The sequence below is a fragment of the Candidatus Cloacimonadota bacterium genome (assembly GCA_016932035.1).
In the GTDB taxonomy this organism is placed as follows: domain Bacteria; phylum Cloacimonadota; class Cloacimonadia; order JGIOTU-2; family JGIOTU-2; genus Celaenobacter.
This window is the reverse complement of sequence record JAFGDR010000036.1, coordinates 45,661-70,535: the sequence shown is the minus strand read 5'-3', so window position 1 is coordinate 70,535 and position 24,875 is coordinate 45,661. Positions and strand designations below refer to the sequence as shown.

Here is a 24,875-nt window from a genome sequence, read left to right as displayed (position 1 = left end):
AAGAAGTATACTTTATTCGTGATTTCGCAGTAATGACAGGCAATCATACTGAAAATATTTCTTCTCTGCCAACTACGGCGGATTACAATGAAGCCGAGTGTTCTGTAATTGCAACGGCGATATGTAATGGAGACGATTGATGAATTTTTTTTGTACTTTTTCGTGTGTTTCGTGGTTAAGTCTTTCTACAATTCTGGACATAAAAAACTCGATTTCCACAGTTATGAAAAATTATTTTAGGGGCTGTATGAAAAAAGTATTTGTCGTCACTATGATACTTCTCCTCGCACTGAACATCCTTCATGCAAAGGACATGTTTTCTTATTCATCAAAAGGAAATAGTATTGAAATCCAATTTGAAAATACCATCGATATGACCGCTGCAGAAGACAACGTATTCACAACCATTGCTGTACCTTCGGATGACATTGAGATAGTCATTCATACGTGTGTATTATCAGAATATGATGACGCAGGTAATCTTCTAAAAACGGTTGATCAGATAGATGAAAAAAGAATCCTAAAAACAAACTCATTTACTATGAGAGATCTTTCTGCGCATACATTGCAGATCAAAACGAACGTGTATAATGAGAAACACAATACGTACTCAAAAATCGAAAAAATGGAATTCGAGATCGTTCCGACGAATGACAGGCAGGTTCCGAAATCTTTATCCAAAGCATTCTATAAGGTATATCCATCTGTAGTAGATAACTTTGACGAATCGTATCTTGAAGGTCTTCAACTACAGCCATCGAACATGCTCATTATCTGCCACCAGCTTCTTGAGAATTATATACAGAATTTTATCGATTGGAAAGAAGCAAAGGGTATCGAATGCTCGGTTGCAACGCTTACGGAAACCGGCACAACCGCCAACGAAATCAAAGCATATATCCAGCAGGTGTATGACACCTCAGATGTACCGCCAGATTATGTTCTTCTGATAGGGGATGTGGACGATTATTTTGCAGTACCATCCTTCTATTTCAGCGCAGAAAACGATGTATCAGACCATCCCTACACGCTTCTTGATGGAACGGATTATTTTCCTGATGTGATCATCGGGCGTATGTCCATTGATGAGATAAACCAGCTCTGGACAGTCATTAACAAAGTTATTTCATATGAAAAAACTCCATACCTTGAAAATCCTGAATGGCTGAAAAAAGCGCTTGTTGTTGCAGGAAATTACAGCACGACTCCTCCCACACCGAGTACGCCGGTCAAAGTTTCCCGATGGCTCAGGGATAAGATGTTACATTATGGATTTACCCAGGTCGATACGGTTTTTTATCCACCGACATATCCCGGCACCTCCGAGATCGTGAGTAAGATCAATGCCGGTATCAGTTTTCTTAACTACCGTGGCTGGGGAGATGCGAACGGATGGCATTACCCGGAATTCCATGTTGACAATATGGGAAGTTTGAGTAATGGAGTGAAAACACCGGTTGTTACTTCATTTGTGTGTAATACTGGTGACTTTGCGAATACTTCTGCAGATCCCTGCTTTGGCGAAGCGATCCTTCAGCTTGGAACGCCCACTGCTCCTCAGGGTGGTGTTGTTTTTGTGGGACCTTCAGATCTGCATACCAGCACAAAGTTGAATAACTCTCTTTTCTCAGGATTTTATTACGGATTGCTGGATGAAGGAATCTACGATTTTGGTTTGTCAGTTTTACGAGGGAAGATAGAACTGTATCATAATTTTCCTTTGCAGCAGGGTCTTGGCGACCAGGTAGAATTTTATTTTTATGTGTACAACATCCTCGGTGATCCGACACTCACCATGTGGACGACCATACCTGAAGAAATCCAATGCACGATACCGGAGACGGTTACAGTTGGTACTAATTATTTGGATGTCACATGTACAAATCTCGAAGAGGGAACGGTCACAGCAAAAAAAGCCGATGAATTTTATGAAGTCGCATTTCTTGAAAACGGGCATGCGACCATTCCATTTACATCGGAAAGCACTGGTGAGATCATACTTGTTATAACAGCTCCGAATTTCATTGCAAAAATCGATACAATAGATGTTCTCGAACAAACAAATGATGTGGGTTTATTCGAATATGAAACGAGTGCTGCTGTTCAAGCAGGTTCGACACTGAGTTTCGATCTTACATTGAAAAATTTTGGAACATCAACAGCTTCAGGTGTGAGTGCAACACTCAGTTCAAGCAGTTCATTCATTACGATACCTGTTTCAACAAAAACATTCGGTGATATCACATCAGGTGGAACGAGCGTGCAAAGTTATGAAATTGAGATACATGCTGACTGTCCGGATATAGAGGTGCTTGAGTTCGTGCTTGATATTTCAACCGGATCAACATCGAAATTTTCTCTGATTGCATCATCTCTTCTGTTTGAAGTTGTCGATGTGAACGTCAATTCCACAAGCGGATGGCTTGAGCCAGGACAGATTAATCAAATACAGGTTACCATTCAAAATATCGCTTCTTTTAATGCGGTTGGCATTGATGGAGAATTAGCAGTTTATAGCGATGCAGCTGAACTGACCTCTACGGATTACGCTTTTGGATCAGTAAATATGAATGCTACTTCATCCGGTACATTCAATGTGAAAATAGAAAGCAACTGCTTTATCGGAAGGAATATTCCCTTCGAACTTACACTTACAGATGCTGAGAATAGAATAACACAGACCTATTTCTCTCTTGAAACCGGTCCAATCGAAACGAACGCTCCAACGGGACCAGATGCTTTTGGCTACTATGCATACGACAGTTATGATGTAGATTATTCTGAAGTACCGATCTATTTCTGGGAAGAGATCGATCCTCAAGAGGGTGGTTTCGGTGATGTTATCTTCATGGCTGATGATGAGTCCAGGACGATCCCATTACCTTTTTCATTCACCTATTATGGAGAAATATTCGATGAGATCACCATATGTTCGAACGGTTGGATTTCATTCATTACGAATGATTGGACGAATTTCCGTAACTGGGATATACCTTCAGCGCTTGGTCCATACGGGCAGGTATGTGCATATTGGGATGACTTGATCGGCGAACCCTATACTGTTTCAGACACCACATATCATCATGATATGCGTATTTGCCATTATAATGATCTGACGAACAACCGTTTTATCATCGAGTGGAATGAGTGCTGTAACAGGTTTGATGATACATCAGTCGAGAAGTTCCAGCTTGTTCTGTATGATCCGGTTCATTATCCCACAGCAAGCGGAAATGGTGAGTTGCAGTGTAATTATCACACAATAAGCAATCCTGATGCAACAAGTAACTACTCAACTTTGGGAATTGAGAATCTCACTCAATCTGATGGCGTGCTCTATACATATGCTGATATCTATCCTGCAAGTGCAACTCCTCTTGAAAACGAGCTAGCAATAAAATATACAACCGACCCTCCTGATCCATACTATGCAATCGATGATGAACCAGTAATGATGAATGGCGACCTTGGTATATATCCTCAGCCGTCCTCCGGTTCTACAATGATTTCATATTATACGACAGATAAGCAACTCCATGAGGTCACAGCTGGAATTTTTAATATTAAGGGACAGCTTGTAAGATCATTAGAATTAGGGAGTACTGATTTTGGATTTCAGACAGTTTGGAATGGTCTGGATGATCAAAACAGAAAAACTCCAAATGGCATATATTTCGTTAAAATTGATAACGCCAAATATACTGATATCGGAAAGATACTTTTATTACGATAAGAAGAGAAAGGAATGACCATGAAAGATCTTTGTCAATTAGCACTGGATGCAGCAATTTTGCACGGCGCATCCTATGCGGATATACGAATAATTATTTCAAAGAACCAGAAAATCTTCATGAAAAATGGAGAGGTTGAAACACTCAATAATACCGAAAGCTTCGGTTTTGGTATCCGTGTAATAGCAAATGGTTCATGGGGTTTTGCATCGAGTTCCATTGTGACGAAGCAAGAGATCAAGATAGTTGCAAAACGAGCAGTAGATATTGCAAAAGCATCTGCTACGCTTAGAAAAGACAGCATCCGGCTTGCACCAGAACCGATTCATGAGGACATATGGACATCTCCATATATCATTGATCCATTTACGGTTTCGCTTGAGGATAAACTTTCTCTCCTTAACAAAATCGATACGATTCTCAGGAAAAATGATAAGATAAAAGTTGCAGAATCGGAAATGAGCTTCTGGAGAGAACATCAATGGCTTGCTACAACAGAAGGTTCATTCATCGAGCAGATATTGCTTCGTAGCGGTGGAGGATATTCTGTGACAGCTGTTGATGGTCCAAATGTGCAGGTACGATCCTATCCTGCTTCTTTTGGAGGACAATACAAGCAGATGGGCTATGAATATATTCTTGCAACTCCATTTGTTGAAAATGCAGAACGTGTTCGAGATGAAGCAGTTGCACTTCTTGATGCGCCGGATTGCCCGGTTAGGGATATGGACATTATTATTGAAGGAAGTCAGCTCGGATTGCAAATCCATGAATCAATTGGACATCCCTCAGAATTGGATAGAGTTCTTGGTATGGAAGCGAACTATGCAGGACGCAGTTTCCTCACAACTGATCTGTATAAGGACTTCAATTATGGCTCTCCCATCGTTAATGTGGTCGCAGACTCAACTGTACCAACCGGACTTGCAACCTTTGGCTATGATGATGACGGCGTTCGAGCACAGCGATATCATATGATACAGAATGGTTTGTATAAGATGTATCTTACGAACCGTGAGCTGGCACATGTCATTGGCGATTCACACAGCAGGGGATGTAACAGGGCAGACGGTTACAGTAATATCCCTATGATCAGGATGGTCAATATATCTCTTATGCCCGGTCAAGGTTCCTTGGATGATCTAATCGCAGACACAAAGAACGGTCTTCTTGTTGAAACGAATAAAACATGGAGTATCGATCAGCGTCGCCTGAATTTCCAGTTCACTACAGAGATCGGATGGGAGATTAAAAATGGAAAAAAAGTCCGCATCGTAAAAAATCCAACCTATCAAGGCATTACTCCTCAATTTTGGCAGAGCTGTGATGCTATATGCGGTGAAGAAGAATGGGAGCTGTGGGGTGTTCCAAACTGCGGTAAAGGGCAGCCGGGACAGAGAGCTGAAATGTCACACGGGGCAGCACCAGCACGATTCATAAAAGTTGCCGTTGGTGTTCGCAAATAAGGAGCTTAAATAATGAAGAAGTATCTGATATTCGTCATTATCGTGAGTGTAATTAGCATGACTGCATGTTCCGTTTTTCAGCCTTACTCTATGAAAAAGATAACACCTATGATTTCGGATGAATATCGTGAGAAGGTGATAGAAAGTCTTGATAAAGCAGGCAGTAATAAAAAAGAGCTGCTCAAAGTACTTTATCACTATAAAGATGATCCTCAAAAGTTTGAAGCTGCATCCTTTCTGATCGCGTACATGCCAGATCATTCATTCGTGGATGTTCAACTGGTTGATTCACTCGGCACCATCGCACCTCTGGATGTGATGGAATTTGATAATGCGAACGAAATTCAGACATATTTAGACTCTCTTGAACAGGAGCTTGGAGAGCTTCATTACAAGCTGATCGAAAGGCAGGAAGACGTCCAAACGATGACAGCCGAACTCCTTATTACCCATATCGATCTTGCTTTTCTGGCATATGAAACGTATCCATGGACAATCGGATATTCATGGGAGGATTTCCGGGAATATATCCTTCCGTACAGGGGTTCCTCCGAACCATTATCAAATTGGCGGTTGTATTTCTGGCATCGTCTTGAACCGCTGAGACTCGGGGCTTCAGATCCACTCCACCTTGCCTTTGCTACTAATGATTCCGTTCGTAAAATATTCACCTTCAAAGATGTATTTTATTACCACCCAACAGATCAGGGACTTGAAGAGATGCTCAAGAACGGATATGGCCGCTGTGAGGATATGACGAATTTCACGATCTATGCGATGCGTGCTAACGGGCTTGCGGTAACCAGTGATTTTACACCGTATTGGCCTGATCGTTCCAATAATCATGCCTGGAATGCGATCGTGCTTCCCGGTGATGAAGTGATCCCGTTTATGGGTGCAGAAGCAAATCCAGGACAGTATAACCTTCAGGAAAAAATTGCAAAAGTCTATCGAAAGGTCTTTTCTCAAGAAAAAAATACTTTAGCAGATGTGTTGCCTGATTCGATGAAAGCTCCTCCATGGCTTGGTTATAAAAATTTTAAAGATGTGACTGATAAATATGTGCCTGTTTCTGATGTATCCGTTCAGGTAGATGATGACATTCCATTTGCATATATTGCGGTGTACAATGATAATGATTGGCAACCCATACATTGGGGAAGTGTTGATAGTTCGAGAAACGTTACCTTCACCGATATGGGGAGAAGGATTGCATATTTACCGGTATTTTATGAGATTGTCGATTCCGTATTGGTCGAAAATGAGATGAAGCCGGATTATGAACCGGTTCCTGCTGGTGCTCCCTTCATTCTCAATGAGGATGGTCAGATTTTCAGTTTTGATAATATCATAGTAGATGATAGATGTCCAACTGACAGTATATTTATATTAAAGAAGATAGGGCATGGTGGAGAGAATAAGATCAAAATCGACAGCACATATACTTGGTATGTATGGGCAGAAGATGATTGGAATGAACTGGTAGAAACTATTGCAACAACAGATTCACTGATTTTTGAGTATTACTATCCCGCATCACTGTATAAAGTAGAAGAAGATTGCCTGCATCCTGACCCGAGAATTTTTACTATTGAAAAAGGGGAAGTCATTTTCTGGTAAAATTTACGAAACAAATATTGAAGAAAGCGAGGATGTCCATCCTCGCTTTCTTTAATTGATTTCTCAAGTATCAGATCACAAGCAATTTTAACTCGGTCATTTCTTCGATTGAATAACGGACTCCTTCTCGACCGAAGCCGGAATTCTTTACACCACCGTAAGGCATCTGGTCAACTCGGAATGTTGGTGTGTTATTGATGATGACTCCTCCAACTTCCAAAATTTTGAAAGCATATTTGATATGTTTAAGATTATTTGAGAAAACACCTGCCTGCAGTCCGTAAACTGAATTATTAATCATCCCGACTGCTTTTTTAAAATCATCAAAAGGAGTAAGAGTTACCACTGGAGCAAATACTTCATTTTTTTCTACTTTCATGTCCTGCTTTGTTTTGGTAAGGATGGTTGCTTCGAGCTTTGTACCGTCTCGTTTACCTCCACAAAGAATTTCAGCCCCCTGTTGAACAGCTTCCTGTATCCAACTTTCAGCCCTGATCGCTTCCTGTTCGGATATCATACAATTTAGAAATGCTTCTTCATCGAGTGGATGACCAAGTTTGATCTCTTTTGTTTTGACCAAAAACAAGTTGAGAAATTCTTTGAATATTGAGTTATGAACATAGAATCTTTGTGTGTGAATACAAACCTGTCCAGCATATCCAAAACCACCAATGATCGATTTATTGACGGCATCTTCAATATCCGCATCTTCATCGATAATAAGACCGGCGTTGCCTCCTAATTCAAGACAAATTCTCTTTTTACTGTACTGATCTTTCAGTTTCCAGCCAACTGCCGGACTGCCCGTAAAGCTGATCATTTTGATGTCTTCATTTTTTACAGCGCTCATTATGGAAGGTCCGGAGCAGGGAAGCACAGAAAGCATACCGTCAGGAACATACTTTATGATAATTTCCGCGAGATTCAGTGCAGAGATAGGGGCAAGTGAAGAAGGTTTCATAATAATAGGATTTCCAACAGCAATTGCTGGTGCAACCTTATGTGCTACAAGGTTAATTGGAAAATTGAAAGGGGCGATCCCAAGTACAGGTCCGATTGGGAATAGTTTCACAAGTGCATGAGTATGAGCACCTTTAGGAACGCTATCCAGTCCGAAGAAATCTCCATTAATTCTTTTTGCTTCTTCCGCAGCAAGAGTAAAGGTTTGGATTGCTCTTTTTACCTCACCTCGGGCAAAAGTGATGTTTTTTGCGCATTCCAAAGCGAGAGTTTCTGCTAAAACATCTTTTGTATTCTCAATATCTTTTGCAATCGAAAAGAGTATGTCAGAACGCTCATATGCTGGCATGTCTTTGCTTGTTTCAAAACATTTTACTGCTTTCTTTATTGCTTGATCGATATGGGTATCATTTGCAATATATACTATCCCAACAGGTATTTTGTCATGAGGACATGAAATTGTTCGTTTCTCTTTAGTCTTTACTTTTGTATTACCGATAAAAAGGGGATATTGTTTTTGCATAGCACCTTCTTTTTGATTTGAATCGAGCAGAAACTATAACATAGTGATGTCAATTTATTTGCCATCGATCTTCATTTTATTACGATGTGGCAGTTGAAAAAGCATGAAAAGAGTATTTAATGGAAAACAAGATTCATATCATGTTTACGTATATGAAATTTCTTTTACCTCAAACAATCCTGGCACTTCATCAAAAAGGACATTTCTCACCATTTTTATCATTGCAGTTCTATAAATAATCTTGTCCTTTTTGGATACCGATTCCGGCTTTTTATCAAGGGCTTTCTCGATCTCCCATAATTCATCCATATATTCATTCCCAACGAGAAGATGCTTTCTGTATAATATCTGCACAGCTTTCTTCAATGGATGATACTCAATTCTATAGATATATTCCCGTCGTTTCGTTTCTATAGTTTCATCGATAAAATATTGATTTTTTTGAGAGTCATTCCTCCTTGGACAACCGAGTATAAAAGCTATAACATCACTAATTGTATTATCCTTACTGCTGATGAGTGTGAACCTGTCTTTTTCAAGAGGAGTATGATCTGTATTAATATATTCTAATGCGAGTTGTGTGATTCGATATCCTCCAGCACCACACAGGCATATATGTCCAAGAAAAGAGGATACATTTCTGAAACTTAAAGAATAAGATGAAATTCCTTGCTTAAATGAACCAGTAAAAACTGCATGAGGGTAGCTTAATTTGATTGGTTCAACCTCATCAACAAAATCGTAGTCCGGATGCCAGGGATCACAAATATTTTTCATGGGACGAAGGTTTTAAAGCGAATAAAAATTGGGCAAGAAAAACAAAAACTAACAGTGATAAGATTTACATTGATGATAATGAATTCGGTATGAAACTTGACAGCATACTCATAAGAAACATTATCACCAGAAATTGAATTGATCATTAATTTCTCATATTATTTGTAAGAAATTTAGGAGATAGAATGAAAGCAACAATACCTAAGTTCGAAGATATCAATTTTCGGCAGTTTAAGATGTCTCGGCGTACTGTCTGGATAATTGTGATAGTGATCGCTGCGATCATCTTACTTGCAACGGGGCTATATACAGTTAATCCTGAAGAGGTTGGTGTTATCCAGAGGTTCGGAAAATATCACTCAACAACCCAGCCGGGATTACATTTCAAATTTCCTTTTGGGATTGATAAACTAACCAAAGTAAAAACTAAACATGTTTACAAAGAAGAATTCGGTTTTCGTACTCTCCAGGCTGGAGTTCGTACCCAATATTCCTCAAAAAGTTATGATAATGAAGCGATCATGCTGACAGGTGATCTGAATATAGCTGACGTTGAATGGATCGTACAGTATAGGATTCAGGATCCTGTGAAATACCTCTTTAAAGTAAGAAATGTCGAAGAGACGTTGCGAGATGTATCCGAATCTGTAATACGTGAAGTCGTGGGTGACCGCAGTGTGGATGAGGTCATTGTGCTGAACAGAAAAGAGATTGCTGATCAGTCACAACTCATGCTCCAGGAACAACTCGATATTTACAATACAGGGCTTGAAATCGTCACAATTAATCTACAAAATGTGAATCCTCCAAAGCCAGTACAGCCGGCCTTTAATAATGTGAACTCAGCAAAGCAGGAAAAAGAGCGGATCATCAATGAAGCATGGGAGAAGTATAACCAGGTCATCCCAGAAGCAGAGGGAAAATCGAAACGAACGATCGAAGAAGCAGAAGGATATGCCATCGATAGGGTTAATCGTGCAAATGGTGATGCGAATCGTTTTATTCAAATGTTCAATGAATATCGAAATGCTAAAGATGTCACAAAAAAGAGACTATACCTCGAAATGATGGAAAAAGTGCTTCCCAATGTTCCCAAGAAATATATCGTTGATGATGCTCAGGAGGGAATCTTACCGCTTCTCAATCTCGATAGAGGAGGTAACTAAAATGAAAAAGTCATATATCTTCATTATAATAATTGTCATTTTAGCACTAATAGCACTCTTCAATTCCTTTTATGTTGTCGATGAGCGTGAGCAAGTTATCATCACACAATTCGGAAAACCGGTCGGAGGAGCAATTAAAGAAGCTGGGCTCCATATAAAGGTTCCCTTCCTGCAAAAAGTACATTATTTTGATAAACGCATTCTGGAATGGGACGGTGATGCAAAGCAGATACCAACCTCGGATAAACGCTATATCTGGCTCGACACCTTCTCAAGATGGCAGATCGTCGATCCTCTAAAATTCTACGAAACCACAAGATATGAAAGCAATGCTCACAGCAGATTGGATGACATCATTAGTGGTATAACACGGGATGTGATAAGTTCGAATAAATTATTGGAGATCGTTCGAAGTTCGAACAGAGAAATGATCTTTACAGCAGAGTATTCGGACAGCCAGTTAGATGATGTGCTGGATGAGAATATCATCAACGGACGAAGAACCATTGCTGATTCAATCTTTGCTCTTTCAAAAGAAAAGGTGGCTGAATACGGTATCAACCTTATCGATGTACGGGTAAAGCGATTGAATTACAATGACGAAGTTCAGTCAAAAGTATTCGAACGCATGATCTCCGAACGCAATAAGATCGCTGCCAAGTATTTGTCGGAAGGTAGTGGAAATTCCTCTGAAATTTTGGGTAAAATGCAGCGGGAACTCGACTTGATCCAATCAACAGCATATCAGAAAGCCCAGGAGATCAAAGGTAAGGCAGATGCTTCTGCGATAAAGATCTATGCAAATGCTTACAACAAAGATCCAGAGTTCTATGAGTTCCTGAAAACGCTTGAAACATATGAAAGAACCATTGATAGCACGAACACGATCATCATGACAACCGATGGTGATTACTATAAATTTCTGAAGAAGATGGAGTAATATTCAAAAAGATTTTGATAGATTTCTCTGAATAATCGAGTAAATATTTCTTCCATAAAAATATAGTTGCGAATAAAGCAAATAGTCTTATCTTATGGGACTTAAACAAGCATTGTGTCCGTACTATTGTTAAACTTGACAAGGGTTTCAGGGCACAAACTTTATGGCACTACTTATTGAAAATGTCATAAATATCGTTGTATAAGCGAAGTGAGAATTTTTAGGAGACATAATGAAAACGACGTTGCCAAAAGTCGATAATATTGAGCATCGCTGGTTTGTGATCGATGCTGAAGAAGTTGTTCTTGGTAGATTATCCACCAAGGTTGCAGAGCTTCTCAGCGGTAAACATAAACCAACCTATACTCCCTTCTTTGATATGGGAGATTTCGTGATCATCCTGAATGCGGATAAGGTAAAAGTTACAGGACAAAAGGAATTTGTTAAGGAATACAAACGATATTCTGGATATCCAAGTGGTCAAAAGACTATTTCCTATCATCGAATGAAAGAAAACAAACCTGATCAGATTATTATTCATTCAGTAAAGGGAATGCTTCCCAAAAATAAGCTTCGCGACAGAATGCTCAAGCGATTGAAAATTTATACTGGCAAAGAGCACAATCATCAGGCACAAAAACCTGAAGAGATAAAGATTTCTTAATTGTAGGAGAAACATATATGCAATATTTTGATGCAGTTGGCAGGCGCAAAAATGCCGTTGCCCGTGTTCGTCTTTCCAAAGGAACCGGAAAAAGGATCATCAATAATAAAACTATGAAAGATTATCTCAGTAGAGAAACCCTCGAGATGATCGTTGAAGAACCATTCAAGCTCATTGAACAATCAGAGAGATTTGACATGAAGGTCAATGTTCGTGGTGGGGGACTTTCCGGTCAAGCCGGAGCTATCCGTCTTGGAATCAGCAGAGCCCTTTTAGAATATGATCCTGAATTACGTGCTATACTGAAAAAAGAAGGACTTCTAACCCGAGATGCACGTGAAAAGGAACGCAGGAAATACGGACTTGCAAAAGCACGTAAAGCATATCAGTATTCAAAGAGATAAAATATATTCAATCAATTAACTTCTGAGCTGCAAACGGTGTTCGGCTGGTTCGAATATATGCAGTGCTGATGAAGTTAAAATAATAACCGTTGGAGGACACACATGAGTGTCGTTGAAATGAAAAGTCTTCTCGAGGCTGGTGTTCATTTTGGTCATCAAACTCGACGCTGGAATCCTAAAATGAAGCGCTACATCTTCATTAAAAGGAATGGGATTCACATCATTGATCTAAAACAAACCCTCGAAGCCATCAATCAAGCGTACTACTTTATCAGAGAACTCGCAGCAAAAGGTAAAAGAATTCTGTTTGTCGGAACAAAAAAGCAGGTATCCGAAGGTATTCAGAATGCTGCTGAGAAATGCGACGAGTTCTTTATCAGTAACAGATGGTATGGTGGAACACTTACTAATCTTAAAACCATCCGTCAGAGTATTTCCAAACTCGATGAATTTGAGAATCTTCAGGAAACCGGTGAGATCAATAAATTCACCAAACTCGAGATACTCAAAATGCAAAGGAAGTATGATAAAATACTGAGTGCTCTTGGTGGAATCAGGGATATGGAACAGGTGCCTTCTGCTTTGTTCATCGCTGATATTGTATATGAAAAAAATGCAGTAAACGAAGCAAAGAATCTCGATATTCCTATCGTTGCAATTGTTGATACAAACGGCGATCCTGATGGCATCGATTATGTCATACCAGGAAATGATGATGCAATGAAATCAGTAAATCTCATTTGCGATATTATGGCTGAAGCAGTAATCGAAGGAAAAAGAATTGCAGCCGAAGGTGGCGATATTTCAGAATTTGAAGCAAAACAAGAAGTACAAGAGATAGTTGAAACTGAAGAGGTTGCAAAAGAACCTGAAGAAGATGTGGAAGATGTAGAGGATGTTGTTGAAGAAGAGATTGAAGAACCTCAACCTAAAGAAGAGAAAAAAGCGAAAAAATCAAAAGCTAAAGATACAGAAAAAGTAGAAGAACCGAAAGAAGAACCTGAAGAAAAGAAAGAGAAACGTTTCGAATGCCCCGACTGTGGTAAAACATTCTCCTCCAAGCGTGGTTTGAAGATCCATCTTGGATTGGTTCATCAAAAATAATATACGGAGCTATTATGGAAATTACAGCAAAATTAGTAAAAGAATTAAGAGATAAAACTGGTGTTGGATTAATGGAGTGCAAAAAGGCACTCAAGGATGCAGATGGCAACCTTGAAGAAGCCGTTAAAATTCTGAGAACCAGTGGATTAGCAAAAGCAGAGAAAAAATCAGAGCGTGAGTCCAACGAAGGTATCATTCATGCATATATTCATCCTGGAGCAAAACTTGGTGTGTTGGTTAAGATTGCCTGTGAGTCAGACTTTGTTGCAAAAACAGACGACTTTACCGAGCTTGCAAATAAAATTGCAATGCACATCGCAGCCACTGATCCACTTGCAATTGCTGAGGAAGATCTCGATCCCAAACTTGTTGAAGCTGAAAAAGAGATTTATCGAGAAAGAGCACTTAAAGCAGGAAAACCTGAGAATATCGTCGATAAGATCGTTGAAGGTCAGATAAAAAAATATTATACAGAAAACTGCCTTTTGAGTCAGCCCTTTATTATGAACGAAGATATCACAGTCAAAGAACTTATCTCCGATGCAGTACTCAAGCTTGGTGAAAATATAAATATAAAGAAGTATGCTCGTTATCATATAGGTTAAATCTGTGAAATATAAAAGAATACTCTTGAAGATCAGCGGTGAAATTCTGCAGGGGAATAATTCCTTTGGAATTGAAAATGATGCTGTTACCAGAGTTGTAAAAGAGATCGTTGACCTGCACACAAAAGGACTGGAGATAGGTATCGTTGCTGGCGGTGGGAACTTTTTTAGAGGAGCTACCTCTGCCATTGAAGGAATGAGACGTCCAGAAGCCGATGCTATCGGTATGCTTGCAACTGTACAGAATGCAATTGTGCTTCATGAGAAGCTTCGTGAGTATCACGTGCTCTCAGAAGTGTTTACTGCAAAATCAGTTGCATCGATCGGCACATGTTTCTCTTCTGAGGTGGCACAGTCAGCACTCCGTGCAGGCAAAGTAGGGCTTTTTGCAGGAGGAACAGGAAATCCTTATTTCACTACTGATACTGCTGCAGTTCTCCGTGCACTTGAGATCGAAGCTGACATCCTCTTCAAAGGTACAAAAGTTGATGGTGTGTATGACAGAGATCCCGTAAAATATCCCGATGCAACGATCTTCGACACGATTTCCTATAATGATTATATAGAATTGAACCTCAAAGTAATGGATCTTACTGCAATTTCACTGGCAAAAAATAATCATCTTAAAATTAAGGTTTTCAATATCAAAGATCTTGGCAATATTTCCAAAGCTGTATTTGAAGATAATTTTGGAAGTATCATAGAATAGCACATTGAACAGCTGGTGGTTTTTACAACTCGATTTACTTTGCGATGCAGCTCTGGAAGATCGCACGAGGAGTGAACAATGCAAGAATTAGAATCGATCTACAAAGATACGCGCAATAAGATGGAAAAAGCCATCGATGCGCTTCATAAGGAGCTTTTGAAGATCAGAACCGGAAAAGCGAATATCTCTCTCCTTGAGGACATCACTGTTGATTACTATGGACAATCCTCTCCTCTCAATCATGTAGGCACAATATCAATACCCGAAGCCCGTTTGATCATGATCAATCCCTGGGAAAAAAATATGTTGTCAGTTATCGAAAAAGCAATACTTGCTTCTGATTTGGGTATCACACCGCAAAATGACGGGAATGTAATACGCCTGAGTTTCCCTCCGCTAACTGAGGACAGAAGAAAAGATCTTGTTAAATTGGTTAAAAAGCACGGAGAAGAAGCGAAAATTTCAGTTCGCAACATTCGAAGAAATGCTAATGACGAAATAAAGAAATTCGAAAAAGACAGTGTCATTTCTGAGGATAATTCTAAAGACGGTCTTGATGAAGTTCAGGAAATTACCGATGAATTCATCAAGAAGATTGATGAAACTGTCGAACATAAAGAAAAAGAAATCATGGAGATTTAATCAATTATGAGTTACATCATCACTTCAGATTGTATTAAATGTGGATCCTGCGTAGAAGTATGTCCGGAAGGCGCAATCGTCGAAGACGATACTCAGTACATAATTACCGATGATTGTATCGAGTGCGGACTCTGTGTTGCAGAATGTCCTCTCGAAGCAATCAAAGCAAACAACAATCACAAAAAGTAAAACTATGGACTTTGAAAATAAGTGCACTATCGACAGGAGAACGAATGCCATCATCGGTTTGATAGTTTTCCTGTCTGTTTTTATTATCTATTATATAACGAAACCTATATCACTCTCCTTCTGGGATTGTGGTGAGTATATTGCATGTAGTTCGATACTTGGGGTTCCACACCCTCCGGGAAATCCCTTCTATCTGGTTCTCGGGAAATTCTTTACTCTTCTTCCGATCGGACTATCACATGCACAGCTTGTCAGCCTGCTTTCGATTTTCTTCAGCAGTTTTGCAGTCCTATTTGTGTATCTCTCAATTGTTAAACTTGTTGCGATATGGGAGACAAAACAGATCTATGCATTTCTTGCTGGAATCTTTGGAGCACTTTTTATTGCTTTTTCGCAGGAATTCTGGATCAATGCAATCGAAGCAGAGGTCTATGGAGGACTGTCGTTCTTCATTGCTTTGATCATCTGGCTGACGCTGATATGGACTGAAAAGCAAAGGAATTTTGATCATCAAAATATTCTGCTTCTTATCATATACATTTTCTTCCTCGGATTTGGCGTTCACCAAACAACATTGCAAATTGCTCCGGCAGTACTTCTGATCGTTGTTCTACCACTTGTGAAATTTGATAAAGCTTTTTATAAAAAACTCCTCATTTTTATACTTGTAGGACTTGCACTCTACTATATTTTCTATCTGATCGGAACAGGCTTTGGACATGGAAGTCTTGGGAAATACATCTTTGCAGTGTTTGTTATTGGTGTTCTGATGTACTATCTCAGGGATTATGTACAACCAAAGGTTTGGATCTTTGCTTTCATCATGATGATCATCGGCATGAGCACACACCTGATTCTACCCATACGAGCTGCTGCTGATCCTTTTATAAATGAAGGTGATCCATCAACCCTTCAACGCTTTATGGATTACGTGTTCAGAAAACAGTATGGACCGACCAGTTTTACAATTCGTCGAGCACCGATCTTGATGCAGCTTGATTACCATTTTCTCAGGTATTTCAGCTGGCAGTTCTTCGATGCCGGTGTGATCAGCAATTTCCTGCATGTTTCCAAGCAATTCATACATTCGATTTTCCAATTTATTGTTATAGCTCTTGGACTGACCGGTCTTTATTACCAGTTTAAAAAGAGCAAGAGATCGTTTATTTATCTTGCCTCACTCTTTATCATGGCAAGTATTGTAATGATCCTCGTGATGAACCTTTCCTCAGCAGAAGTTCGAGATCGACCATACTTCTTCATCACTGCATATATGCTGTGGACGTTCTGGATGGGGATCGGTGTAATGGGTATTGTCCGATTCCTGAAAAGGAGATCAAAAATACTTGCAATCATTGTTCTTTGCCTTCTTGCAACTCTGCCGATCATCAATCTTGCTTCTCATTATCATAAAACAGACAGAAGCCAGGAACTCCTCTCTCTTGAATATGGCACAAATTTCCTAAATGGTTTGGATAAAAATGCTATCATCTTCACAAATGGTGATAACGACACATTCCCACTCTGGTATGCACAGGCAGTCTATGATCCGAATGCAGAGGAATATTATCTCGAAGAAGACACGCTTCTCTTCAAGGAAATTAAGGGATTTTCTTTCACAAATAAGAAAGAGTTGCCTTCAAAAACTCAAAGACAACTCAATGAAGCATATCTCGCAAAGAAGGATCTCGGCGGTATTCGTAAGGATATCTCTGTAGCAAATCTCAGTCTTTTAAACACCCCGTGGTACATCAAACAATTGCGTGATTTCGAAGGGATCGAGATAAACCTGTCCGACAAACAGATTGATGCATTACATCCGATCCAGCTCTCAAATGAAGCGAATTTCCGTGTTGGTGATATCAAGATCACGTTCCCCAAAGATAAGCAGCTCTATGTTAAAGACCAGATGGTATTGCAGATCATCAAAGATAATTACGGTAAACGCCCGATATATTTTGCTGTTACTGTTGCAGATCGCGTTGATTTTGATGATTACCTCCAGAGTGAAGGTATGGCAGATCGACTGGTTTCGACCAAAGCGAAATACCAGATCAATGCCCCTCGACTGAATCATAATATTGAGAATGTGTTCGATTACAGTTCGATCTACAATGAAAATTTGTACAAAGACGAGAACATGGAACGTCTTATTAACAACTATGGCGCTGACTTCATGCGCATGTCCACAACTTTTTACCAGAACGGCGATTACGAAAATGCCATCAAATATCTGGAAAAGGGCATGAAGTTCATAAAAGAAAAGGATCGATATTTACCAAGTTTGGCTAATCTCTATTATGAAGCCGGTATGTATGATAGCGCAATCGCAGTCATTGATCCGCTACTTGAGAAAACTCCCAATGATCCTCAGCTCATTTATCTTCAAATAGAATTTCTCGTGAAAAATAATGATATTCCTGAAGCACTCGATGCACTTGAGAACTTCATTATCGATAACACTGACCAGCACTATTTCCTCAATCGATATGTGAATATTATCCGTAGTAATACAGATTATATAGATAGAGCAATCGATTATCTAGACGAACTCATCAAGCAATATCCAGAGAAGAAATCTTTTCAGCAGTTCAAAGCTCAGCTTGAAGATATTAACAAGAAATAGATAGGATCGTTTAGAGAAATAATTGTTATAAATATTGACGTAAAACCCAGTTGAAAATTACTGGGTTTTCACTTATAAGAGAAAAGTATGTTTAAAAAAGTTTTAACAAAAGTTTTCGGTACGCAGTTCGAGCGGGAAGTTAAGAAAATCCAGCCCGTTGTCGATGAGATCAATCGTATCTTTCCCGAACTTTCGTCTTTATCTGAGGATGAATTAAAGCATAAAACCGTCGAATTCAAAGAGAAAATTCAAGATCGAATCGCAGCAAAACAGCAGCTCCTCGAAGAACTCGAAAGAAGTTACGATGAAACCTCTGATGATAATGAAAAGGACAAGATCGGTTTTCAGATCGATGATGCACAAAAAGATCTCGATAATGAGACTGCAAAGGTACTCGACGAAATTCTCCCCGAAGCATATGCAGTGATCAAAGAGACCTGCCGCCGTCTAGGGGGCACATCCTGGTCTGTTCGTGGACGTGAAACCAAGTGGAATATGATCCCGTACGATGTCCAACTCATTGGTGCTATTGCGCTGCATAAAGGAATGGTAACAGAAATGAAAACAGGTGAGGGAAAAACACTTGTTGCGACTATGCCTTTGTATCTGAATGCTCTTGTAGGAAAGGGTTCTCATCTTATTACTGTGAATGATTACCTTGCCCAGCGTGACTCCGAATGGATGGGACAGATCTATACATTCCATGGTTTGACAGTTGGCTGTATTATTGGTGATCAGGAACCCTCTGTTAGAAGAGAACAGTATGAAGCGGATATCACATATGGCACAAATAATGAATTCGGCTTTGATTATTTGAGAGATAACATGGCAGTGAGTCCTGAAGGGCTCGTACAACGGGGGCATCATTACTGCATTGTGGACGAAGCGGATAGTGTTCTCATCGATGAAGCACGAACACCGCTCATTATTTCCGGAACAGTCGAACATTCCAAGAATTACTATCGGGAACTCAATCCACAGATCAGGAAACTCGAGACAAAACAGCAACGCCTTGTGAACGAACTTCTTTCCGAAATTAATACAATGATCGAAAACGGAACTGCACTGGAAAATGATTTTGAATTCGGTAAGAAGTTGCTTACCGTCAAGCGCGCAGCACCAAAAGCAAAGCGTTTTTTAAAATTGTTGAAAGAGGGGCAGTATCAAAAGATCATGAATGAGGTCGAGGGGCAGTATTTGCGTGAGAAACAACTTCATAAGATCGATGAGCTTCTCTATTATGTTATCGATGAGGGACAGCGAAGCGCTGATCTCAATGAAATGGGGCAGGATGAGCTTTCGAAATACGACAGTTCACTCTTTGTCATGCCTGATCTCGATGAAGAGATCGAGAAGATAAACGATGATGAGTCACTCAATCTCGAAGATAAACAGATCAAAAAGAAAAAACTCCAGGAGGAGTTCCTCGAAAAGAACGAAAAACTGCATAACATCAAGCAAATGCTTCTTGCATATTCACTTTTTGAAAAGGATGTTGAATATATTGTTTCTGATAATCGAGTGATCATTGTTGACCAATTCACCGGCAGGCTCATGCCCGGCAGACGCTTCAGCGAAGGACTCCATCAGGCATTGGAAGCAAAAGAGAATGTACAGATCCAGGAAGCAACGCAGACGCTTGCTACCATTACACTTCAGAATTATTTCCGCATGTATACAAAACTCGCTGGTATGACAGGTACTGCAATAACCGAACAGGTCGAGTTTGAAGAAATATATAAACTTCCAGTTATAGAAATTCCTACAAATGAACCGATCCGCAGACGTGATTATGATGACCTGATCTATAGAACAAAAAAAGAGAAGTATGAGGCGATAACAGAAGAGATCGAAGAGTTGTATAAGCAGCGAAGACCGGTGCTTGTGGGAACCGTTTCTGTCGAGGTCTCTGAGATCATCAGCAGGTTGCTGAAAAGAAAAAATGTCCCTCATGAAGTTTTGAATGCGAAGTATCATGAAAAGGAAGCAGAGATCGTTGCATACGCAGGTATGCCTGGCTCTGTAACAATAGCCACAAACATGGCAGGTAGGGGAACAGATATTAAACTTGGAGAAGAAATCGTACGTTGCGATACATGTGTCATTGCATGCGAATCAGGCTGCGAAGATGCAGGAAAAAATAAACCAACACCGGATCACGATTGCAGCGCAGATATGCCGTGTGGCTTGCATATTATTGGCACGGAACGTCATGAAAGTAGACGTATCGACAGGCAGCTTCGCGGTAGAAGCGGACGTCAGGGCGATCCGGGTTCTTCGCGATTTTACCTTTCACTCGAAGATGATCTCATGAGGATTTTCGGATCAGACAAAATTGCTGGTCTCATGTCACATATGGGATTAGAAGAAGGTGATGCAATCAAGCATCCGTGGATGACAAGAGCAGTCGAAAATGCTCAGAAAAAAGTTGAAGGTCATAACTTCGAAATACGTAAACAACTCATCAAATATGATGATGTCATGAACCAGCAAAGAGAGGTTATCTATTCATACAGGCGTAAAGTTTTAAGAGGTCTCGATCTTAGAGATGAGATTCTGGAAATGCTTTATGATACGATAAATACAAAAGTTTCCTCATTTATTGGTTCAACTGAATATGAAGAAAATTGGCCACTCGAAGATATTGTGGAATGGTTCGAAAATGAATTTGGTCTTAAGCTCAATATTTCGTTCGAGATCGGTTCGATCAGGAACCAGGAAGATCTTGTTGATGAGTTATATGAGCAACTACAAAAAGCCTATGCTTCCAAAGAGAAAAATTTTGAAGATGAGCAGCGGAAGCTAGAACGCTACGCATTGCTTAAAGTAGTGGATGAACAGTGGAAAGATCATCTCTATGAAATGGATCGTCTAAAAGAAGGCATCAGTCTGCGCGCTTATGGCCAGAAAGATCCGCTTATCGAATATAAGAGAGAGAGCTATGACCTTTTTCTCAATCTGATCGATACGATCAAAGAGAAAGTGATAAAGAATGTTTATACGCTCTATCCTGCGCTGTATTATCAGGTACAGGAGCGGATAAAAAATATGCAGTTATCGCATAAAGAAAGAAATGCATTCGACCATGTTGCATCTCGTGCAGAAGACCAGCGTGAAAGATTACACCAGATGCAGATGAATGAACAAAAAGAACAGCAACAACCTGAAGAACCAAAGCTTCAGCCTATGCGCAGAGATGCGGAAAAGGTCGGCAGAAATGATCCGTGCCCGTGTGGGAGTGGTAAAAAATATAAGCATTGCTGTGGACGGAAAGGATAATAGGAAGGAACCTTATGGCAAAGAATTTACTCATTGTAGAATCACCAACTAAGTCCAAAACGATCAGCCAGTATCTTGGAAAAGATTTCAATATTCTCGCTTCAATGGGACACATCCGTGATCTTCCTCAAAAGGAGTTCGGCATCAATCTGAAAGATGATTTTAAACCGACCTATGTGCTTGATCCTAAAAAATCAAAAGTCGTAAATAACATTAAAAAAGCTGCGAAAGAGAGCGAAAATATCTACCTTGCATCTGATAATGACCGCGAAGGAGAAGCGATTGCATGGCATCTTAAGGAGATTTTAAAAAGGATCATTCCGGAACAAGACATTTACCGGATCGTGTTTAATGAAATCACCCGTGATGCAATAATCGAAGCTATTGAAAAGCCAACCCATGTTGATGAGAACAAGGTAGATGCACAGCAGGCACGCAGAATTCTCGACAGGATCGTTGGTTATAAAGTGAGTCCGCTTCTGTGGAAGGTCATCACAAAGAATCTTTCAGCAGGCAGGGTGCAGACAGTTGCACTCAGATTGATTTGCGAACGTGAGAATGAGATAAGAGATTTTGTTCCCCAGGAGTATTGGTCTATTGAAGCTGATCTGAAAAAGGATCTTCCTTTCAGTGCAATATTGAAAAAGTATGCAAACAAAGTCATTAAACTTAGTTCGCAGGAAGAAGCTGAAGAGGTTTTCAACAAACTGGAAAACGCAGCTTATATCGTTCAGGATGTGAAGAAAGAGCAAAAATCCATTGCGCCTTTTCCCCCTTTTATAACGAGTACACTTCAGCAGGAAGCCTCTAAACTGCTGGGATTTTCAACCAAGAAAACAATGAAGATCGCACAGGAATTGTATGAAGGTGTAACAATACATGGTAAGAACACTGGTCTCATTTCTTATATGAGAACAGATTCAGTGCGTATTTCAGACAAAGCAAATTATCAAGTTCGAAAATATATCAAAGATAGTTTTCCAGAGGAGTATTTGGCATCACATACAAGGGTGTACAAAAATAAGAATAAAGCGCAGGATGCACATGAAGCGATCAGACCGACTAATTCTTTTACCTCGCCCGATTCGATCAAAGATTTCCTTTCCAGGGATCAGTATAAATTGTATAATCTCATCTGGAAACGGTTCGTTGCGACCCAGCTTGAAAAGGTAAAACTTGAAAATGTGACAGCTCAGATCAAAGCTGAAAAAGGGATTTTCGAATCCTCGGCAGCTAAGATTTTATTCGATGGTTTCCTGAAAGTATATCCTCATGTACCGATCAAAAATTTGAAAGATGCATTCCCGGAACTTTCACTTAATGATGAAGTTGAATTAATAAAACTCAGAAAAGAGCAGCATTTTACACAACCTCCGGCACGATATACAGAAGCTTCACTTGTGAGAAAACTCGAGCAGGAAGGGATCGGTCGACCAAGTACGTATGCCCCGATCATCTCAACAATTCTTCAAAGAAAATATGTGACACTCCAAAAAAAGAAGTTTTTCCCAACAGAACTGGGAGAAACAGTTGAAAAATTCCTCATCGATAAATTCGAAGATTTTTTTAATGTAAAATTCACTGCTGAAATGGAAAACAAGCTTGATGATATTGAAAATGGTGATCTAAACTGGGTTGAAATACTTGGTTCTTATTACAATAATTTCATTGATCATTTAGATAAAATCGATGTGGCACATGAAAAGAAAAAACACGAGCAGAAGACGGATATCCTTTGTGACAAATGCGGCTCACCGATGGTCATTAAATATGGGAAATATGGAAAGTTTCTTGCGTGTTCGGCTTTTCCGAAATGTAAGAATGTGAAATCTCTCGATGAGAAAGACAAGGTTGTTGAAGAAGAAACAGGAGAGATCTGCCCCAAGTGCGGTGGAAAAATTCTGCTGAAAAATGGAAGGTTCGGTAAGTTCTATGCTTGTGAAAACTACCCGACCTGTAAATATACAAAGCCCTTTACGATTGGCGTGAAGTGTCCTCAATGTGGAGGAGAAATCATCGAAAGAAAAGGGAAGCAGGGAAAGAAATTTTTTACCTGTTCGAACTACCCGACCTGTAAATTTCTCACTAATAAGAAACCGGTTGCAGTCAAATGTCCTGACTGTAGCGCTGAGTCGATGTTTGTGAAACCATCCCGGAAAAAAGTGAAAACCCTTGTCTGTGAAAAGTGCGGGAAAGAGATCGTATCATGAAGTATACTGAGGTCTTTGTTTCGGGGATAAAAAGTATTCTTACGCACAAATTGCGCTCATTCCTTACCCTTGCAGGAATAATGATCGGTGTGGCTGCTGTCACCACGATGTTTTCATCAGTAGAAGCAATGAAAAACCTGATCGAAGAAACTATCAGCTCACTTGGTTATGACAATGTCATTGTTCTCTATTCGAAATATCCTGATACAAGTAATGACCAGTTAAAAAGATACAACACTGTAAAGCGATTCCAGCAAATAAATTATGCTGATTATGAAGCTCTCAAAGAGAACTTAAATAATATTGAGTATATTTATCCAACTGTCGATGACCAGCGAAATTCTATCATTAACGGAAAGCAAAGCCAGATACGCCTTAAAGGTGTACACAACACGTTCTTTGATGAGAAAAGTTATTTCATCTCTGAAGGAAGAGAATTTAATGTTGTTGAATCAAATAATGGCGAAAATGTGTGTATTCTCGGCAAAACCCTCAGCACAAAGCTTTTCCCGAAAGGTGATCCGATCGGACAGTTTATTTCGATTGGTGATATCCGTCTTAAAATTATTGGTGTAATTGACTACAAAGCAAGCGAGAGTAGTTTTGCACAAGGTAATGAATGGGAGAGACGTCTTGCATTGGAATCATGCTATATCCCAACAAAATTTGCTTCGAAATACCTGCGTCCAATGATGAATATTGATGTTTTGTGGATAAAAGCAAACGATGCAGAGATCGTCGGCGATGTGTATAATTCCGCCATACAAGTTCTACGGTCACGTCATAATATGGCTGATGATGTTGGCATGCAGGATATCAGCAGCATTATGCTGGAGGTGCGGCAACAGGTAGGTGAGTTCCTGAAAAACTGGAATATCATACTCCTGGCAATTTCAAGCATTTCACTTTTTACAGGTGGGATCGGCCTGTTCAGCATCTTGCTTATCTCGATTACAGAACGCATGAAAGAGATCGGCATCCGAAAAAGTATCGGTGCAAAGAATCGGGATATTTTTTCATATTTTCTATTTGAATCGATTATTCTTGCACTCTTCGGCGGTGTTGTAGGTACAGGAATCGCACTGCTCCTTATTGGAGCACTCAGCACTGCATTAAAGGTCGATGTATCATTTCCGATTATGGGTATCATTGTTGGATTGTCCTTTGCAGTTATCGTTGGATTTGTTTCTGGTTTCTATCCTGCTTACAAAGCTTCGAAGATCGATCCGATCAAAGCAATTTTTTATACGGAGTAGTACC

At 39.8% G+C, this 24,875-nt stretch carries 18 protein-coding genes and 1 pseudogene; 17 read left to right on the top strand and 2 right to left on the bottom strand.

Annotated elements, in window-relative coordinates:
* The first annotated feature begins 247 nt into the window (after positions 1-247).
* The 4 genes and pseudogenes from JW794_06665 (at position 248) to JW794_06650 (ending at position 6,817) form a co-directional block, all read left to right on the top strand.
* Positions 248-3,733: a T9SS type A sorting domain-containing protein gene (locus JW794_06665; protein ID MBN2017787.1), complete on the top strand. Its 3,486-nt coding sequence runs from the start codon at positions 248-250 to the stop codon at positions 3,731-3,733.
* A gap of 18 nt (positions 3,734-3,751) precedes the next feature.
* Positions 3,752-5,197 (top strand): TldD/PmbA family protein, encoded by a 1,446-nt coding sequence (locus JW794_06660; protein MBN2017786.1) that lies wholly within the window; start codon positions 3,752-3,754, stop codon positions 5,195-5,197.
* 12 nt (positions 5,198-5,209) lie between these two features.
* Positions 5,210-6,331 (top strand): annotated as a pseudogene (locus JW794_06655) (transglutaminase domain-containing protein).
* 63 nt (positions 6,332-6,394) lie between these two features.
* Positions 6,395-6,817 (top strand): hypothetical protein, encoded by a 423-nt coding sequence (locus JW794_06650; protein ID MBN2017785.1) that lies wholly within the window; start codon positions 6,395-6,397, stop codon positions 6,815-6,817.
* Positions 6,818-6,887: 70 nt separating this feature from the next.
* On the opposite strand, the gene JW794_06645 is transcribed toward JW794_06650, so the two are convergent.
* Both JW794_06645 and JW794_06640 read right to left on the bottom strand, forming a co-directional pair.
* Positions 6,888-8,300: an aldehyde dehydrogenase family protein gene (locus JW794_06645; protein ID MBN2017784.1), complete on the bottom strand. Its 1,413-nt coding sequence runs from the start codon at positions 8,298-8,300 to the stop codon at positions 6,888-6,890.
* A 144-nt stretch (positions 8,301-8,444) separates the two neighbouring features.
* Positions 8,445-9,077: a hypothetical protein gene (locus JW794_06640; GenBank protein ID MBN2017783.1), complete on the bottom strand. Its 633-nt coding sequence runs from the start codon at positions 9,075-9,077 to the stop codon at positions 8,445-8,447.
* Between the two features lie 185 nt (positions 9,078-9,262).
* On the opposite strand from JW794_06640, the gene hflK reads away from it, so the two are divergent.
* The 13 genes from hflK (at position 9,263) to JW794_06575 (ending at position 24,871) form a co-directional block, all read left to right on the top strand.
* Entirely contained in the window at positions 9,263-10,243 is a 981-nt protein-coding gene (hflK, locus tag JW794_06635) for an FtsH protease activity modulator HflK (protein MBN2017782.1), read from the top strand.
* Between the two features lies 1 nt (position 10,244).
* Positions 10,245-11,183: a protease modulator HflC gene (gene hflC / locus JW794_06630; GenBank protein MBN2017781.1), complete on the top strand. Its 939-nt coding sequence runs from the start codon at positions 10,245-10,247 to the stop codon at positions 11,181-11,183.
* 232 nt (positions 11,184-11,415) lie between these two features.
* On the top strand, positions 11,416-11,847 hold the full coding sequence (rplM, locus tag JW794_06625; protein ID MBN2017780.1) for a 50S ribosomal protein L13: 432 nt from the start codon (positions 11,416-11,418) through the stop codon (positions 11,845-11,847).
* Positions 11,848-11,864: 17 nt separating this feature from the next.
* Positions 11,865-12,251 (top strand): 30S ribosomal protein S9, encoded by a 387-nt coding sequence (gene rpsI, locus JW794_06620; GenBank protein ID MBN2017779.1) that lies wholly within the window; start codon positions 11,865-11,867, stop codon positions 12,249-12,251.
* A gap of 102 nt (positions 12,252-12,353) precedes the next feature.
* Positions 12,354-13,355: a 30S ribosomal protein S2 gene (gene rpsB, locus JW794_06615; GenBank protein MBN2017778.1), complete on the top strand. Its 1,002-nt coding sequence runs from the start codon at positions 12,354-12,356 to the stop codon at positions 13,353-13,355.
* A 14-nt stretch (positions 13,356-13,369) separates the two neighbouring features.
* Complete coding sequence (gene tsf / locus JW794_06610) at positions 13,370-13,960, top strand: translation elongation factor Ts (protein MBN2017777.1); 591 nt, start codon at positions 13,370-13,372, stop codon at positions 13,958-13,960.
* Between the two features lie 4 nt (positions 13,961-13,964).
* Entirely contained in the window at positions 13,965-14,669 is a 705-nt protein-coding gene (locus JW794_06605; GenBank protein ID MBN2017776.1) for a UMP kinase, read from the top strand.
* Positions 14,670-14,747: 78 nt separating this feature from the next.
* Positions 14,748-15,311, top strand: coding sequence for a ribosome recycling factor (gene frr, locus JW794_06600; protein ID MBN2017775.1), 564 nt, complete (start codon positions 14,748-14,750; stop codon positions 15,309-15,311).
* 6 nt (positions 15,312-15,317) lie between these two features.
* A complete protein-coding gene (locus JW794_06595) occupies positions 15,318-15,500 on the top strand; it encodes a 4Fe-4S binding protein (protein MBN2017774.1) in 183 nt (60 codons plus the stop codon).
* Positions 15,421-18,126, top strand: coding sequence for a DUF2723 domain-containing protein (locus tag JW794_06590; GenBank protein MBN2017773.1), 2,706 nt, complete (start codon positions 15,421-15,423; stop codon positions 18,124-18,126). Before JW794_06595 ends, JW794_06590 begins: the two co-directional genes overlap by 80 nt.
* Positions 18,127-18,213: 87 nt before the next feature.
* Positions 18,214-21,405: a preprotein translocase subunit SecA gene (gene secA, locus JW794_06585; GenBank protein MBN2017772.1), complete on the top strand. Its 3,192-nt coding sequence runs from the start codon at positions 18,214-18,216 to the stop codon at positions 21,403-21,405.
* A gap of 14 nt (positions 21,406-21,419) precedes the next feature.
* Positions 21,420-23,615, top strand: a complete 2,196-nt coding sequence (gene topA, locus JW794_06580; protein ID MBN2017771.1) for a type I DNA topoisomerase — start codon at positions 21,420-21,422, stop codon at positions 23,613-23,615.
* Positions 23,612-24,871 (top strand): ABC transporter permease, encoded by a 1,260-nt coding sequence (locus JW794_06575; protein MBN2017770.1) that lies wholly within the window; start codon positions 23,612-23,614, stop codon positions 24,869-24,871. The genes topA and JW794_06575 overlap by 4 nt, the downstream gene beginning before the upstream one ends.
* Positions 24,872-24,875 lie beyond the last annotated feature (4 nt).

Coding starts and splice junctions, on each gene's coding strand:
- rpsB (MBN2017778.1), top strand. CDS start 12,354: ATGAGTGTCGTTGAAATGAAAAGTCTTCTCGAGGCTGGTGTTCATTTT.
- JW794_06645 (MBN2017784.1), bottom strand. CDS start 8,300: ATGCAAAAACAATATCCCCTTTTTATCGGTAATACAAAAGTAAAGACT.
- JW794_06665 (MBN2017787.1), top strand. CDS start 248: ATGAAAAAAGTATTTGTCGTCACTATGATACTTCTCCTCGCACTGAAC.
- frr (MBN2017775.1), top strand. CDS start 14,748: ATGCAAGAATTAGAATCGATCTACAAAGATACGCGCAATAAGATGGAA.
- JW794_06660 (MBN2017786.1), top strand. CDS start 3,752: ATGAAAGATCTTTGTCAATTAGCACTGGATGCAGCAATTTTGCACGGC.
- secA (MBN2017772.1), top strand. CDS start 18,214: ATGTTTAAAAAAGTTTTAACAAAAGTTTTCGGTACGCAGTTCGAGCGG.
- JW794_06590 (MBN2017773.1), top strand. CDS start 15,421: ATGATTGTATCGAGTGCGGACTCTGTGTTGCAGAATGTCCTCTCGAAG.
- JW794_06595 (MBN2017774.1), top strand. CDS start 15,318: ATGAGTTACATCATCACTTCAGATTGTATTAAATGTGGATCCTGCGTA.
- JW794_06575 (MBN2017770.1), top strand. CDS start 23,612: ATGAAGTATACTGAGGTCTTTGTTTCGGGGATAAAAAGTATTCTTACG.
- JW794_06640 (MBN2017783.1), bottom strand. CDS start 9,077: ATGAAAAATATTTGTGATCCCTGGCATCCGGACTACGATTTTGTTGAT.
- topA (MBN2017771.1), top strand. CDS start 21,420: ATGGCAAAGAATTTACTCATTGTAGAATCACCAACTAAGTCCAAAACG.
- hflC (MBN2017781.1), top strand. CDS start 10,245: ATGAAAAAGTCATATATCTTCATTATAATAATTGTCATTTTAGCACTA.
- tsf (MBN2017777.1), top strand. CDS start 13,370: ATGGAAATTACAGCAAAATTAGTAAAAGAATTAAGAGATAAAACTGGT.
- hflK (MBN2017782.1), top strand. CDS start 9,263: ATGAAAGCAACAATACCTAAGTTCGAAGATATCAATTTTCGGCAGTTT.
- rplM (MBN2017780.1), top strand. CDS start 11,416: ATGAAAACGACGTTGCCAAAAGTCGATAATATTGAGCATCGCTGGTTT.
- rpsI (MBN2017779.1), top strand. CDS start 11,865: ATGCAATATTTTGATGCAGTTGGCAGGCGCAAAAATGCCGTTGCCCGT.
- JW794_06650 (MBN2017785.1), top strand. CDS start 6,395: ATGGGGAGAAGGATTGCATATTTACCGGTATTTTATGAGATTGTCGAT.